The sequence below is a fragment of the Aeromicrobium endophyticum genome (genome assembly GCF_003586285.1).
GTDB classification, from domain to species: Bacteria; Actinomycetota; Actinomycetes; order Propionibacteriales; family Nocardioidaceae; genus Aeromicrobium; species Aeromicrobium endophyticum.
In genome coordinates, this window is record NZ_QUBR01000001.1 from 391,718 (window position 1) to 405,580 (window position 13,863).

Genomic DNA, 13,863 nt, shown 5'->3' on the forward strand with positions numbered 1-13,863 from the left:
GTGAAATCGGGGGGTGCCGTCTCGCGGCGGCCTCGTGCAGCGCCTGCAACCCCGGCCGATTCCGGGCCCGCACCGGGCCTCACGTGGCCGCCGCCGCGAGCCGCGAGGGCCACGCCGGGCCCTCGTAGATGAAGCCCGTGTAGCCCTGCACGAGGTCGGCTCCGGCCGCCAGCCGCGCCCTGACGTCGTCCGGCGTCGTGACCCCGCCGACCGCGATGATCACGAGCGCCTCGCCGACCCGAGCCCTCAGGCGCACGAGCACCTCGGTGGCCCGCTCGGCCAGCACCGGCCCCGACAACCCGCCCGCCCCCGCGGCCTCGACGACCGCGCGGTCGGTCAGCAGCGACGACGGACGCGCGATGGTCGTGTTGGTCGCGCTGATGCCGTCGAGCCCCAGCTCGACCGCCAGGTCGGCCACCGCGTCGACGTCGGCATCGGCGAGGTCGGGCGCGATCTTGACCAGCAGCGGCACCCGGCGCCCGGGGTTGCGGTCGGCGACGTCCTTGACGGCTGACAACAGGGGCCGCAGCTCGTCGACGGCCTGCAGGTCGCGCAGGCCCGGGGTGTTGGGCGAGGAGACGTTGACCACGAGATAGCTCGCGTACGGGGCGAGCAGGCGCGCGCTCTCGACGTAGTCGGCGACGGCGTCGGCAGGCTCGACGACCTTGGTCTTGCCGATGTTGACCCCGATGACGGCATCGCGGCCTGCCGCGGTGCGGCGCAGGCGGTGCAGACGGGAGGCCACCACGGCGGCGCCGTCGTTGTTGAAGCCCATGCGGTTGACGACGGCGCGGTCGTCGATCAGGCGGAACAGGCGCGGCCTCGGGTTGCCCGGCTGCGGGCGGGCCGTGACCGTGCCGATCTCGACGTGACCGAAGCCCAGCGCCAGCAGGCCCGGCACGGCGCGGGCGTTCTTGTCGAAGCCCGCGGCCAGGCCGAAGGCGTGCGGGAACTCGATGCCCATGACGGTGCGCGGCGCGCGGGTCCGGGCGAACACGTGGCGGGCGACGGGGCGGCCCGCCCGGATCGCGAGGAAGCCGCGCTCGTGCGCCTTCTCGGGATCCATCGAGCGGAAGACGGCGTCGAAGAAGGCACGGTAGACCACGTCCGCAGCGTATCCGCAGAGCATTCCCCCGGGTGTGTCGCGTCGCTCCGCTCACGGTCGGCCGCAGGCGGCCTGCCTGACGACCGAGGCGGCGAACGGGCCCGCGGGGCGAGGCCGTCGTGGCAGCATGTCGACGTGACCGAGCCCACCGACACCGTGCCGCACGTCGCCGACGCCCACGACCTGATCCGCGTCGTGGGCGCCCGGCAGAACAACCTCAAGGACGTCAGCGTCGAGCTGCCCAAGCGTCGGCTGACGGTGTTCACCGGCGTCTCCGGCTCGGGCAAGAGCTCGCTGGTGTTCGCGACCATCGCGGCCGAGTCGCAGCGCATGATCAACGAGACGTACAGCGCCTTCGTGCAGGGGTTCATGCCGTCGGCGGCACGGCCCGACGTCGACGTGCTGACCGGACTGACGACCGCGATCATCGTCGACCAGGAACGCATGGGCTCCGACCCCCGCTCGACCGTCGGCACCGCGACCGACGTCAACGCGATGCTCCGCATCCTCTACAGCCGCCTGGGCGAGCCGCACGTCGGCGGCCCGCAGGCCTTCAGCTTCAACGTCGCCTCGGTCACCGGCGCAGGTGCCGTGACGAGCGCGAAGGGCGGCCGCCAGGTCAAGGAGCGCGCCGAGTTCAGCATCACGGGCGGCATGTGCCTGCGCTGCGAGGGGCGCGGATCGGTCAACGACGTCGACCTGACGGCCCTCTACGACGACGCCAAGAGCATCAACGAGGGCGCACTCACGATCCCCGGCTGGAGCATGGACGGCTGGCAGGGGCGCATCCTGCGCGGCGTCGGACTGTTCGACTGCGACAAGCCCATCGCGCGGTTCACCGCCAAGGAGCTCGACGCGCTGCTGCACCACGAGGCCCTGAAGGTCAAGGTCGAGGGCATCAACCTGACGTACCTCGGCGTCATCCCGCAAATCAAGAAGTCGTTCCTGTCCAAGGACGTCGAGGCGATGCAGCCGCACATCCGGGCGTTCGTCGAGCGCGCCGTCACCTTCACCACGTGCCCCGACTGCGACGGCACGCGGCTGAGCGATCTCGCCCGGTCGTCGACCATCGGAGGCAGGAGCATCGCCGACCTGTGCGCGATGCAGATCAGCGACCTCGCCGCCTGGATCCGCGAGACCGAGGCCCCCGGCGCCGAGCTGCTCCTCGAGGCGCTCGCGGCGACCCTCGACTCGTTCGTCGAGATCGGGCTGGGCTACCTGTCGCTCGACCGGCCGTCCGGCACCCTGTCGGGGGGCGAGGCCCAGCGCACCAAGATGATCAGGCACCTCGGCTCGGCGCTGACCGACGTCACGTACGTCTTCGACGAGCCCACGATCGGGCTGCACCCCCACGACATCGAGCGGATGAACCGCCTGCTGCTGCAGCTGCGCGACAAGGGCAACACCGTGCTGGTGGTCGAGCACAAGCCCGAGGCGATCGCGATCGCCGACCACGTCGTCGACCTCGGGCCGGGCGCCGGCCCGGCCGGCGGCGAGATCGTCTTCGAGGGGACGCTCGACGGCCTGCGCGGCAGCGGCACCCTGACCGGACGTCACCTCGACGACCGGGCGGCGCTGAAGGACGACGTGCGCACCCCGACCGGCGCGATCGAGGTGCGGGGCGCCTCGACCAACAACCTGCGCGACGTCGACGTCGACATCCCGCTCGGGGTGCTGACGGTCGTCACCGGCGTCGCGGGGTCGGGCAAGAGCTCGCTGGTGCACGGCTCCCTGCTGGGACGCGAGGACGTGATCGTGATCGACCAGGCGCCCATCAAGGGGTCGCGGCGCAGCAACCCCGCGACCTACACGGGCCTGCTCGAGCCGATCCGCAAGGCGTTCGCGAAGGCCAACGGCGTCAAGCCCGCGCTGTTCAGCGCCAACTCCGACGGCGCGTGCCCCGTGTGCAACGGTGCCGGCGCCATCTACCCCGACCTCGGCATCGTCGCGGCTGCGCCGATGCCGTGCGAGGCGTGCGAGGGCCGGCGCTTCCAGGCCGACGTGCTGGCGTACCGCTTCGGTGGCCGGAACATCGACGAGGTGCTGACGATGTCGGTCGACGAGGCCGAGCGCTTCTTCGGCGAGGGCGATGGGCGCGTCCCTGCCGCCCACCGCATCCTCGCCCGGCTCGCCCGCGTAGGACTCGGCTACCTGACGATCGGCCAGCCCCTGACGACCCTGTCCGGCGGCGAGCGCCAGCGGCTCAAGCTCGCGGTGCGGATGGCCGACGACGGCGGCGTCTACGTGCTCGACGAGCCCACCACGGGGCTGCACCTCGCCGACGTCGAGCAGCTGCTCGGGCTGCTGGACGACCTGGTCGACTCCGGCACGTCCGTCGTCGTGATCGAGCACCACCAGGCCGTCATGGCCCATGCCGACCGGATCATCGACGTCGGCCCCGGTGCCGGCCACGACGGCGGCCGCATCGTCTTCGAGGGCACCCCGCGCGAGCTCGTGGCCGATCGCTCGACACTCACGGGGCAGCACCTCGCGAGGTACGTCGGCGCCTGACCGGCCGGTTTCACGCCACCGCCGCAGGGGTACGTTCGCGGCATGACCGAACCTTCGCACGATCCCCAGACCACCGACGTCCAGACCGACGACACCCCGGCCGTGGCGCCCGACACCCAGAGCGATCCCTCGCTCGACGACGGCGACTCGACCGACTGGTCGTCCGAGGGCGGCGCCGCCACCGAGGGACCCGCGACCGACACCGACAACGACGACGTCTCCTAGTCGTCCGCGGCCCGGCGGAGGTTGCGTGTCGCCGGGCCCTCGATGACCTCGCCCTCGGCCGAGAAGCGAGAGCCGTGCAGCGGGCAGTCCCACGACCGCTCGTTGTCGTTCCAGCGCAGGACGCCGCCGAGGTGCGTGCAGATCGCGTGCGCGGCGCAGGTCCCCGTCTCGGTCGCCGACACGCCCGTCGGCAGCAGGCCCCGCCGTCCCACCGCACCGGCGCCCGGCGGCGGCGACGTGGGAGCCCGGCGGACGGCAGCGCCCACGGCGGACGTCGTCGCCGCGACGGCCACCTCGGCGCTGAGGAGGACGGCCCGGGCCGCACCGGAGGGCCGGATCGACCGCCGCGACAGCGCCTGCTGCCACGACGGCTCGGCACCGAGGATGCGTCCGGCGATGCTTCGGGCCGCCATGGCCCCCGAGGCCATCCCCCACTTGTCGAAACCCGTGGCGACCTGGATGCGCCCTCCGCCTCGCGGCAACGGGCCGATGAGCGGCATCGAGTCGTACGACCGGTAGTCCTGCGCCGACCAGGCGTGGGTCTCGGTCGCGCCCGGGAAGTGCTCGGCGGTCCAGGCGCGCAGGTCGTCGACGAGGGCGCGCTCCGACGACGTCCGACCGACGTCGTGGCCGTTGCCGCCCACGACGAGTCGTGACCCGCCGCCGGTCAGCGGTACGTCGCGGACCGACCGGCTGGGGCTGCCTGCCGACAGGTACATGCCTCGCGGCACCAGCGCGGGTGGCACGTCGAACGCCAGGGCGTAGGAGCGCATGGGCTCGATCGTGGCGAAGGAGAGGCCTCGGTCGATGATCGGGGCGCCCGTCGCCAGCACCAGCTGATCGGCCGAGCACCTCGTGCCGTCCTCGAGAGTGACGGTGGGTCGACCGCGCGCACGACCTCGAGGCTCTGGTGCGAGAGCATGCGCGAGAGCTTGGTGCCCTGCAGCAGCGAGACCTTGGCGGTCGTGTTGCCGCTCGCCAGCGATCCGACGTCCCCGGCCTCGAGCACCGCGACCCGGCGGCCGGCCCGGGCGAGCAGCAGGGCCGTGGTCAGGCCCGTGATGCCCGCGCCGACGACCAGGTCGTCGAGCCGCGCGCTCGGATCCAGCACGTCGTCGGCGATGGGTCCGGGCCGGTCGCGCCACAGCGACGTGGTCGAGCTAGAGCTTGGCTTCATCGATGTCGTCACCGGCCTTGGCACGGACGATCGTCTGCACGCCGGCGCTCAGCGCACCGATGGCCCCGACCATGAAGAACGGGTAGACCCAGGCGTCGGCGAGCACCTCGGTCTGGACCAGCACGATGCCGACGACGGCGATCACCACCGCCGCCACCGAGACCACCAGGCCGATCGACCACCGCCGGTTGAGCACGTGGCGCTGCTGTCTACGGGTTCGGGGAGCCATGGCGTCCACCTACCCAGGCGCCGCTCGGTCAACCACCTCGACCCCCGTGTTGCCGGCCCCGCGGTCGCGCACCAGCATGGAGCCGTGGACGTGCGCCAGATCGGGGTCGAGGAAGAGCTGTTCCTGGTCGACCCCGCATCGCGCCGTCTCGTGGCCGCCTCCGACCGTGCCGCCGATCCCGACTCCCCGGGCGAGGTGGAGCAGGAGCTGTTCCTGCAGCAGGTCGAGATCCAGACCGGGCCGCACCGCGACCTCGCCGCCCTCGACGCCGACCTGCGCGCCGCCCGACAGCAGGCAGCGCTCGCGGCCGATGCGACCGGTACCCGCCTGGCCGCCACGGCAGCGCCGGTCATGTCCGACGCCGGCGGCGAGACGACCCCCAAGCAGCGGTACGACACCATGACGACCCGCTTCGGGCAGGTCGGGCGGACAGCGCTGGTGTGCGGCATGCACGTGCACGTCGACGTGCGGGACGACGACGAGGCCGTCGCGGTCGTCGACGGGCTGCGGCCGTGGCTGCCGCTCGTGCTGGCGCTCTCGGCGAACTCACCGTTCAACCTCGGCGCCGACACGGGCTACGCGAGCTGGCGGGCCCAGGTGTGGGACGCCTGGCCCTCGGCAGGCCCGGTCGAGCCCTTCGGGTCGCCGGATGCCTACCGCCGGGCCGTCGAGGCACTCATCGCGTCCGGCGCGGCCCTCGACGAGGGGATGATCTACCTCGACGCACGGCTGGCGCGCCGCTTCCCGACCGTCGAGGTACGGGTCGCCGACGTGTGCACCGACCGCGAGGACGCCGTCGTCGTCGCGGCCGTGGTGCGCGCGCTGGTCGACCTGTGCGCCCGCCAGCGGGGCGGCGAGCCCGATGCCGAGCCGTGGCGTGTCGAGCTGCTGCGCGCGGCCCGGTGGCGGGCCAGCCGCGACGGGCTCGCCGGCTCGCTGATCGACCCCGTCAGCAGGCGCACCGTCGCGGCGGCCGAGGCGATCGGGACCCTGCTGGACGCGATCGAGCCCGCTCTCGAGGCCAACGGCGACACCGCCGTGGTGCGCGACGGCGTGGCCCGCCTGCTGCGCCAAGGCGACGGCGCCCAGCGTCAGCGCGCCGCCGCCGGAGCGGACACCGACCTGTCGGCCGTCGTCGACGACGTCGTGCGCCGCACCCGGCCGTCCTAGCAGACCTGCGAGCGGCGACCGACCTACTCGGGTCGGGCGTTGGCGGTGCGCTGCACCACGATCGCCTCGGCGACCGTGAACAGCCGGCGGTTCTCGTGCTGCGAGATGCGTCGAAGGAAGTCGAACGCCGCGTCGGCGTCGATGTCGAACTTCTGCATCAAGATGCCCTGGGCCTGCGCGATGGTCGTGCGCGAGTCGAGGGCCGTCTCGAGCCCGGCCGCGCGCTCGGCGGCCGCGAAGGCCGTGGTGGCGTGCGCCGCGAGCATCTCGGCGAGCTCGACATCGGCCGACGTGAAGGCGTCCTTGCGGTCGGCGTAGACGTTGAGCGAGCCGTACCCGCGGTCGCGGGTGGCCAGCCGGACCCCGACGGCGCTGAGGATGCCGAGCTCGGCCGCGGCCGGACCCCACTTCGGCCAGCGGGAGTCGTGGGCCACGTCGTTGGTCACGTAGGTGGCGCGACCCTCGATGGCGTCGAGGCACGGCCCCTCGTCGAAGCGCGCCTGCAGCTGGTGCGCCTGGTCGACGCGAGGTGTCGTGGCCGCAGGGGTTTCGATCTGCGAGCGCGTGACCGTGCGCATGACGCCGGCGTCGTCGGCGTCGAGGACGAGTCGCGCGTAGTGGCTGACCCGCTCGAGGATCGTGTCCGGATTGCGGTCCTGCTCGAGCTCGAGCGCCATGTCGGCCAACATCCGAGCACCGTCCATGTCATTCCCCGCTTCCTGGCCGGCTGGCCGACCACTGCCGACTCTCAGGTGCCGATCCTATGCGTTCCTGACGGCTCTGCTCACGCGGGCAGAGGCCGCGCCCTAGTCCGCGCGACCCCTGCCCGCTTGGTGCCAGGCCGCCGCTGTGTGCTCAACACCGACCCGCTTGTCCCCGTACCCACTCGCCCACCCCTGAGACACCGCGTCGGAAGCGGTCGCGCGGTTAACCGTCCCGTTTCCGGGTACACCTGCGGTGCCCAGTCGAGCACACGGCCGGAGCCGCCCGACCTCGAGGAGAATCCTCATGCGAGACCTCACCTGCTCCAGCGCCGCCGCGACCCGATCCCGAGGCGCGACGTGCTGACCCCCAAGGGGCGCGGCACGCTCAGCGAGACGGCCTTCCAGGCGATGCGGTCGTCGTCCCCGGTCTGGCGCGACGTGCTGCGCACGCTGCCGGACGACGACGACGACCTGCACATCACCCTGTGGGCGTTGCACGAGCTGCACTACCGGGGATTCGAGGACGTCGACGACGCGCTCGAGTGGCAGCCCGAGCTGATCGAGCTGCGTCGCTCGCTGGAGCACAGCTTCGAGCAGACTCTGCGCGACCGTGCCCCCGAGACCTGGCCCGACGACCCCGACTTCGCCGAGACCTTCTTCACGTTCGTCGCCGATCACGACGGTCCGTCGCTCGCCGGTCACGTCCAGCGCGACGCCGACCACGAGCAGGTGCTCGAGCTGCTGCGCATGCGCTCGATCTACCACCTCAAGGAGTCGGACCCGACGGCCTGGGTCGTCCCTCGGCTGCCGGTGCGGGCCAAGGCGGCCCTCATGGAGCTGCAGTTCGACGAGTACGGGTGCGGCGACCCCAACCGGCTCCATGCCGCCCTGTTCGCTCGCGGGATGGACGAGTGCGGGCTGCGTCCCGAGTACGGCGCCTACATCGACGACGTGCCGCTCGAGGTGCTCGAGGAGAACAACGCGATGTCGCTGTTCGGGCTGAACCGTCGCCTGCGGGGCGCCTCGCTCGGCCACCTCGCTGCCTTCGAGGTCACCAGCAGCATCCCTTCGCGCCGCATCGCGCAGGGGCTGACGCGGCTCGGTCTCCCCGCCGCCATGGTCGAGTACTACACCGAGCACGTCGAGGCCGACGCGGTCCACGAGCAGCTGGCCGTACGGACGATCTGCGGGTCGTTGCTGGACGACGAGCCCCAGCTGCGCGACGACATGTTCTTCGGCGCCTTCACGTGCCTCGACCTCGAGGACCGGTTCGCGCGGCGCATGCTCGAGGCGTGGGCGGCATGAGCGGCCACGACGACCACCCCGACGTCATCCTGTGCGCCGGCGGGCCGATGCTGCTGCGCGGCGACCACGTCATCGAGGACGCCGACGGGACGCAGCACCGCACGGTGCGTCCGATCAGCGCGGTCTGCCGCTGCGGCAAGTCGGCCTCGCAGCCGTGGTGCGACGGCACCCACAAGCTCATCCCGAAGCAGCGGCGTCCCTGACGAGCTCGACCAGCACGCCCCGCTCGAAGATCCGCGTCTCGCCCCGGCTGAGGCCGGCGCCTGTGGCGCGCAGGTGGTGCTCGAGGGCATCGGCCTGATCGACCGTCCCGACCTGGACGATCGCGGTTCCGCCCGGGACGAGGTGCTGCGCCACGACGTCGCAGCACCTGCGCGCGAGGTCGAGCCCGTCGTCGCCGCCGTCGATCGCGATGGCTGGATCGTCGGGGAACTCGTCGATCCCGGCGCTGGGCACCCACGGCGGATCGGCCACGACCACGGCGAACTGCTCGTCGGTGCGCAGCACCTCGTCGATGCGACCCTCCCGGACCGTGACGCGCGACGACATCCCGGCCGCCTCGACGTTCCGGCGCGCGAGCTCGACCGCCGCAGGGTTGAGGTCGACCATCACCAGCTCGCGCGCGGTGCCGGCGACGGCCGCGAGCCCGATGTGGCCGGCCCCGGCGAACAGCTCGAGCACGGGGCCCGGTGGTGCCACGGCCAGCACGTCGCCCGCCCAGCGCGACTGCGCCAGCGTCCACTCGCGGGGACGGAGCACCCGATCGTCGAAGGCGATGTCGAAACCGCCGAAGTCGATGGTCGTTGCGCCCATGCTGAGTCTCCTGATCTGGCGTCCCCACGACCTGGCGCGCCGGCGGCCCGCTGCTGCCCGCGGGCGCAGTGTCTGTCTACCCCGCCGCGGGAGGCCCAACCCTCGCCCTTCGCTCCGCGGAGGCGATCGGGACCCTCGAGCCGGCCACGACGACGTCAGTGGTTGCGCAGAGCCTCGATGAGCTCGGACTTCTTCTTGTCCGAGTAGTTGCTCAGGCCGAGCTCCTTCGCACGGGCTCGCAGGTCGGAGACCGTCCAGTCGTCGTACGAGCCGGACGCGCCGCCCTTGGCCGCGACCGACGACGTCGAGCGGCCCTTCTGCGCCGCCGCGTTGGAGATGCGCGCCGCCTTCTCCTTCGAGGCGCCCTGGTCGCGCAGCTCCTCGTACAGGTCTGGCTTCTTCACGCTGGGGTTCTTCTTGGTGGGCATCGTGACTCCTTCTCGTCCGGTTCGACGTCACCGAGGGCGGTACCCAGCCCTGTCTCCTTGACGCGAGGTTTGCCGGGGCTGCGCCTGGGAACCACGTCATCATGACGACCCAGCCCGATCAGACCACTCCCGCCCCTCGCCCAGGCGATCCCTCGACTCCGCCGACGTCGCCCGACACCGAGGGCAATCCGGTCACCCCTCCGAATCCCGCGGAGAACCCGCCGCACCGCTGACGACCGTCAGGTCGCGGGTCGTCCGTCGTCGCTGAGGATCACCCGGTCGCGACCCAGCGACTTGGCCTCGTAGAGCGCCCGGTCGGCCCGGTCGATCGCATCGATCAGGTCGGAGTCGGCCGAGGCCGACGCGATGCCGTAGCTGACGGTCGGGAACGCCATGCCGTTGGGCGTGGCCGTCGCGCGCAGCCGCTCGCTGATGCTGCGGGCGATCTGCTCGGCCCGCTCGGCCGGGAGGTTGGGCAGGAAGATGATGAACTCCTCGCCGCCGTAGCGCCCGACGAGGTCGCTGGAGCGGACGATGCCACGACACGTGGCGGCGAACGTCTGCAGCGCGTAGTCGCCCGCCGGATGACCGTAGGTGTCGTTGACCGTCTTGAAGAAGTCGAGGTCGGCCAGGATCAAGGATCCATGGGCACCGCTGCGGTGCTTGCTGCGCCACTCGGCAGCAGCCTGCCGCATGAACTCGGTGCGGTTGAGCAGGCCGGTCAGACCGTCGCGCGTCGCCCGGGTGCGCAGCTCCTCGGTCTCGCGCTCATAGCTGAGCGACGTCATCCCGAACGAGACGGCTGCGAGCAGGACCGTCGTCACGAGGGTCGTGACCTCCGACCCGAGGTAGCGGTCGAACGCCACGGCATCGGGCCCGACCGCCACGAAGACGATGGTCCGCGCCGCGTAGAACACCGAGAAGCCGCCGGACAGCACCGACAGCACGCGCACGGACGGGGAGAACGTCGCCTCGCGTCGCAACAGGTCGGTGGGGCTCGGACGCACAAGCCACAGCTCGCGGGACGCCAGGCCCACCATGAACGACATCAGGGCGAGGAACACCGCTCCCCCGGCCCACGTGTTGTCGGCCGGGTCGTCGATCGCGGCGGCCACCGCCGTGACGACCGGCGCGGCCAGGAACCACGGCCACGAGAACGTCAGCATCCTCAGCGCGCGCGTGCCGGCCCAGACGCTGGACGCGCCGGCGACCAGCAGCGTGCTGCCCAGCGGGTTGGTCCACACCTGCTGCGAGGTGCCGTCGAACAGGTACGCCACCGAGCCGCCCAGGAAGAGCCCGAGGGCGACGCACCACCATCCGCAGTACGCCGATCGGCTGCTGCGGTAGGCCACGAAGTAGAACAGGACCAGCAACGTCAGGGCCACCATGCCGAACGACACCCGCAGGGTGGTCGTGTCCAACATCAGCGTCCGTCTCCCTCGCGCGATCCCGTCAGGTCGTGCCACCTGATTCTGTCACGAGAGACCTCACCCGGGCGGTCGTCGTGACATCGCCCGTGTCACATCCCAGCGTCGCCGGGGTCCGTTTGGCAGGTCGCGAGCAGGGGTAACGTCAGCCCATGGACGACATGACGCGCGACGCACCGACATCCCCCGACCCCGGCACGACGGTCCACCCCGCCGCACCGAGTCTCGGCGAGGTCGATGCCGAGGTGCGGGCCAAGCTGACGGGCCAGCCGGTCCCGACGATCGCCGAGCAGGCCGAGCGGGCGTTCGCGACGATCGGCGTCCAGCTCACGGGCGAGCAGCTGGCCGACTACGCCGACGCCGTGAGCACGGGATCGGCCTTCGCCCTCGAGCCGGCGCCCGAGGGCTGACGGTCGTCGGGTCGTGACCGCCGAGCCCACGGTCGACACGTCGGCACGGCGCCTCTACGGAGTCGACCCCGCGACGTTCGTCGCCGAGCGCCGGGCCGAGGCCGGACGGCTGCGGGAGGCGGGCCACGCACAGGTGGCCAAGGACGTCATGTCGCTGCGGCGGCCGAGCGTGGCGGCGGCGCTGGTCGACGCCGTCGTCCGGCACCGGCCCGAGCTCGTCGACGAGGTGGCCGCCGTGGGGCGACGGCTGAGGGCGGCGATCGGCGACGCCGAGGCGGGTCCCGCCGACCTCCGCGCCGCCGACGCCGACCGCCGCTCGGTCGTGCGACGGTGCGTCGAGGCGGCCGCCGAGGTGGCCGGCACATGGGGGTCTCGTGCGTCGTCGACGTCGCTGCGCGAGGTCGAGCAGACGTTCTGGGCGGCAGCGGTCGATGCCGGCGCCCTCGCCGCGGTACGTGCCGGATGCCTCGTGCGTCCGCTGTCGCCGTCCGGCTTCGGCGCGGTCGACACGACCGGGTCCTCGGCGGTCGAGGTCGTCGTCGAGGTCGAGCCGTCACTGACGCCTCGTCGCCGGGCGTCTCGTGCTGGCGCTGGTGCTGGTGCTGGTGCTGGTGACGAGCCGGCGCGCGACGATGCGGCGCTCGACCGGGCACACCAGCGCGTGCAGCACGCGGAGCAGGTGCTGCGGCAGGCCGAGGACGAGGCGACGACCGCCGCCGAGAGCGCCTCGGCGGCCGAGGCGCACACGGCGCGCCTGGAGCAGGAGCTCGCTGAGCTGCGCCGCCGGCTCACGGGCGTCGAGCAGGAGATCCGCGACGCGGCGGCACTGAGGCGCCGCGCCGCCGGCGAGAAGCAGACGGCCGAGCGCCGGCGCCGCACCGCGAGCGGCGCGGTCGACCGAGCACGGCGCGACCTTCACCTGCTCGACGGCGACGGGTGAGGGCGCCCCGGACGGTCAGCGCACGGCGCGGTAGCCGACGCTCCCGGACGCCAGCCCGAGCGCGATGATGACGGTGCCCGGCACCCACACGCCGACCAGCAGGAAGGCGATGCCCATAAGAGCCACCGCGACTCCGATGACGGCGAGCAGGACAGCGGTCTGGGAGTCGATCGTCGGCACACGTCCACGGTAGGTCGACCCCTCAAGCGGGCCGCCCTCGTCGCGCGTCACGGCTTGAACAGGACCTTGATGGCCCCGTCCTGCTTCTGCTGGAACATCTCGTACGCGGCCGGGGCATCCTCCAGCGTCAGGTGGTGCGTGGCGAACGACTCGAGGCCCAGCGGGTCGCCGTCGTCCTGCGCCAGCGGCAGGATGTCGTCGACCCAGCGCTTGACGTTGGCCTGGCCCATCCGCAGGGTCAGCTGCTTGTCGAAGATCAGCTGCATCGAGAACGGATCGGCCGCACCGGCGTAGACCCCGCTGATCGAGACCGTGCCGCCACGCCGGACGGCCTGGAAGGCCAGGTCGAGCGCAGCGAGACGATCGGTGCTGGCATGGGTCATCAACGGACGCGAGAGCGCCTTCGGCAGCAGGCCGACGACCTTCTGCGCCGCCTCGGCGACGCCAGATCCGTGCGCCTCCATGCCCACGGCCTCGAGCGCGGCATCGGCGCCACGGCCCGACGTCAGCTCGAGCACGGCGGCCACCGGGTCGCCCGCGGTGAGGTCGATCGTCTCGACACCGAGCGCGGCCGAGCGGGCCAGCCGCTCGGGCACGAGGTCGACACCGATGACCCTGACGTCGCGGAGGAGCGCGATGCGCGCCGCCATCTCGCCGATGGGCCCGAGACCGACGATCAGCAACGTCTCACCCGGCTGGACGCCGGAGTACTCGACCCCCTGCCACGCGGTGGGCGCGACATCGGACAGGTAGACGAAGCGCTCGTCGTTGAGGCCCTCCTCGACCTTGATCGGGCCGTAGTTGGCGTGCGGGACGCGCAGCAGCTCCGCCTGGGCGCCGGGCACCGCGCCGTAGAGGTCGGTGTAGCCGAACAGGGCCGCGCCCATGCCGTACTCACGCACCTGGGTCGTCTCGCACTGCGTCTGCAGGCCGCGAGTGCACATGAAGCACGACCCGCACGCGATCTGGAACGGGACGACGACGCGGTCGCCGACCGCGAGCTCGGTGACGCCTGAGCCCTTCTCGACGACCCGACCTATCGGCTCGTGACCCAGGATGTCGCCGGGGTGCAGGAAGGGCCCCAACGGGTCGTACAGGTGCAGGTCCGACCCGCACAGCCCCGTCGTGGTCACCTGGATGATGATGTCGTCGGGCTCGACGATCTTCGGATCGGGGACCATCTCGACGCTGACGTTCTTCTTGCCCTGCCAGGTCAGTGCTCGCACGGATGCTCTCCTT

At 72.2% G+C, this 13,863-nt stretch carries 17 protein-coding genes; 7 read left to right on the top strand and 10 right to left on the bottom strand.

Going from position 1 to position 13,863, the window contains the following annotated elements; translation table 11 throughout:
• Positions 1 to 79 precede the first annotated feature (79 nt).
• On the bottom strand, positions 80 to 1,105 hold the full coding sequence (locus DX116_RS02020) for a quinone-dependent dihydroorotate dehydrogenase (protein ID WP_119704067.1): 1,026 nt from the start codon (positions 1,103 to 1,105) through the stop codon (positions 80 to 82).
• 135 nt (positions 1,106 to 1,240) lie between these two features.
• Between DX116_RS02020 and DX116_RS02025 the strand changes: the two genes are divergently transcribed.
• Together DX116_RS02025 and DX116_RS02030 are read left to right on the top strand one after the other, a co-directional pair.
• A complete protein-coding gene (locus DX116_RS02025; protein ID WP_119702549.1) occupies positions 1,241 to 3,616 on the top strand; it encodes an ATP-binding cassette domain-containing protein in 2,376 nt (791 codons plus the stop codon).
• A gap of 42 nt (positions 3,617 to 3,658) precedes the next feature.
• Positions 3,659 to 3,841, top strand: a complete 183-nt coding sequence (locus tag DX116_RS02030) for a hypothetical protein (RefSeq protein WP_119702550.1) — start codon at positions 3,659 to 3,661, stop codon at positions 3,839 to 3,841.
• On the opposite strand, the gene DX116_RS02035 is transcribed toward DX116_RS02030, so the two are convergent.
• From DX116_RS02035 to DX116_RS19820, 3 genes are read right to left on the bottom strand one after another with little or no spacing between them, the layout of a single operon-like run.
• Entirely contained in the window at positions 3,838 to 4,614 is a 777-nt protein-coding gene (locus DX116_RS02035; protein WP_199715890.1) for a Rieske 2Fe-2S domain-containing protein, read from the bottom strand. The two genes, DX116_RS02030 and DX116_RS02035, sit on opposite strands and share 4 nt — an antisense overlap.
• Positions 4,509 to 5,018, bottom strand: coding sequence for an FAD-dependent oxidoreductase (locus DX116_RS20485; RefSeq protein WP_199715891.1), 510 nt, complete (start codon positions 5,016 to 5,018; stop codon positions 4,509 to 4,511). Before DX116_RS20485 ends, DX116_RS02035 begins: the two co-directional genes overlap by 106 nt.
• A complete protein-coding gene (locus DX116_RS19820) occupies positions 5,002 to 5,247 on the bottom strand; it encodes a hypothetical protein (RefSeq protein WP_158591871.1) in 246 nt (81 codons plus the stop codon). The genes DX116_RS20485 and DX116_RS19820 overlap by 17 nt, the downstream gene beginning before the upstream one ends.
• Positions 5,248 to 5,331: 84 nt before the next feature.
• On the opposite strand from DX116_RS19820, the gene DX116_RS02040 reads away from it, so the two are divergent.
• A complete protein-coding gene (locus DX116_RS02040; RefSeq protein WP_158591872.1) occupies positions 5,332 to 6,417 on the top strand; it encodes a carboxylate-amine ligase in 1,086 nt (361 codons plus the stop codon).
• 23 nt (positions 6,418 to 6,440) lie between these two features.
• On the opposite strand, the gene DX116_RS02045 is transcribed toward DX116_RS02040, so the two are convergent.
• Complete coding sequence (locus tag DX116_RS02045) at positions 6,441 to 7,106, bottom strand: GAF and ANTAR domain-containing protein (protein WP_158591873.1); 666 nt, start codon at positions 7,104 to 7,106, stop codon at positions 6,441 to 6,443.
• A 372-nt stretch (positions 7,107 to 7,478) separates the two neighbouring features.
• On the opposite strand from DX116_RS02045, the gene DX116_RS02050 reads away from it, so the two are divergent.
• Positions 7,479 to 8,426 carry an iron-containing redox enzyme family protein gene (locus DX116_RS02050; protein ID WP_119702552.1) on the top strand — a complete coding sequence of 316 codons (948 nt, stop codon included), beginning with the start codon at positions 7,479 to 7,481 and terminating at the stop codon, positions 8,424 to 8,426.
• On the top strand, positions 8,423 to 8,629 hold the full coding sequence (locus tag DX116_RS02055; RefSeq protein WP_119704069.1) for a CDGSH iron-sulfur domain-containing protein: 207 nt from the start codon (positions 8,423 to 8,425) through the stop codon (positions 8,627 to 8,629). The genes DX116_RS02050 and DX116_RS02055 overlap by 4 nt, the downstream gene beginning before the upstream one ends.
• On the opposite strand, the gene DX116_RS02060 is transcribed toward DX116_RS02055, so the two are convergent.
• From DX116_RS02060 to DX116_RS02070, 3 genes are all read right to left on the bottom strand, one after another.
• Positions 8,604 to 9,239, bottom strand: a complete 636-nt coding sequence (locus DX116_RS02060; protein ID WP_119702553.1) for an RsmD family RNA methyltransferase — start codon at positions 9,237 to 9,239, stop codon at positions 8,604 to 8,606. The genes DX116_RS02055 and DX116_RS02060 overlap by 26 nt on opposite strands.
• A 155-nt stretch (positions 9,240 to 9,394) precedes the next feature.
• On the bottom strand, positions 9,395 to 9,667 hold the full coding sequence (locus DX116_RS02065; protein ID WP_119702554.1) for a DUF7218 family protein: 273 nt from the start codon (positions 9,665 to 9,667) through the stop codon (positions 9,395 to 9,397).
• Between the two features lie 239 nt (positions 9,668 to 9,906).
• Positions 9,907 to 11,091: a sensor domain-containing diguanylate cyclase gene (locus DX116_RS02070; RefSeq protein WP_199715892.1), complete on the bottom strand. Its 1,185-nt coding sequence runs from the start codon at positions 11,089 to 11,091 to the stop codon at positions 9,907 to 9,909.
• A 155-nt stretch (positions 11,092 to 11,246) separates the two neighbouring features.
• Between DX116_RS02070 and DX116_RS02075 the strand changes: the two genes are divergently transcribed.
• The gene (locus tag DX116_RS02075) at positions 11,247 to 11,504 is read left to right on the top strand and encodes a hypothetical protein (protein WP_119702555.1); all 258 of its coding nucleotides are present in this window, start codon (positions 11,247 to 11,249) and stop codon (positions 11,502 to 11,504) included.
• A gap of 13 nt (positions 11,505 to 11,517) precedes the next feature.
• Positions 11,518 to 12,444, top strand: a complete 927-nt coding sequence (locus DX116_RS02080) for a hypothetical protein (protein ID WP_119702556.1) — start codon at positions 11,518 to 11,520, stop codon at positions 12,442 to 12,444.
• A gap of 15 nt (positions 12,445 to 12,459) precedes the next feature.
• Here the strand turns inward: DX116_RS02080 and DX116_RS19825 are convergent, their stop codons facing one another.
• Both DX116_RS19825 and DX116_RS02090 read right to left on the bottom strand, forming a co-directional pair.
• Entirely contained in the window at positions 12,460 to 12,624 is a 165-nt protein-coding gene (locus DX116_RS19825; RefSeq protein ID WP_158591874.1) for a hypothetical protein, read from the bottom strand.
• Between the two features lie 47 nt (positions 12,625 to 12,671).
• Positions 12,672 to 13,850 (bottom strand): alcohol dehydrogenase catalytic domain-containing protein, encoded by a 1,179-nt coding sequence (locus DX116_RS02090; RefSeq protein WP_119702558.1) that lies wholly within the window; start codon positions 13,848 to 13,850, stop codon positions 12,672 to 12,674.
• Positions 13,851 to 13,863 lie beyond the last annotated feature (13 nt).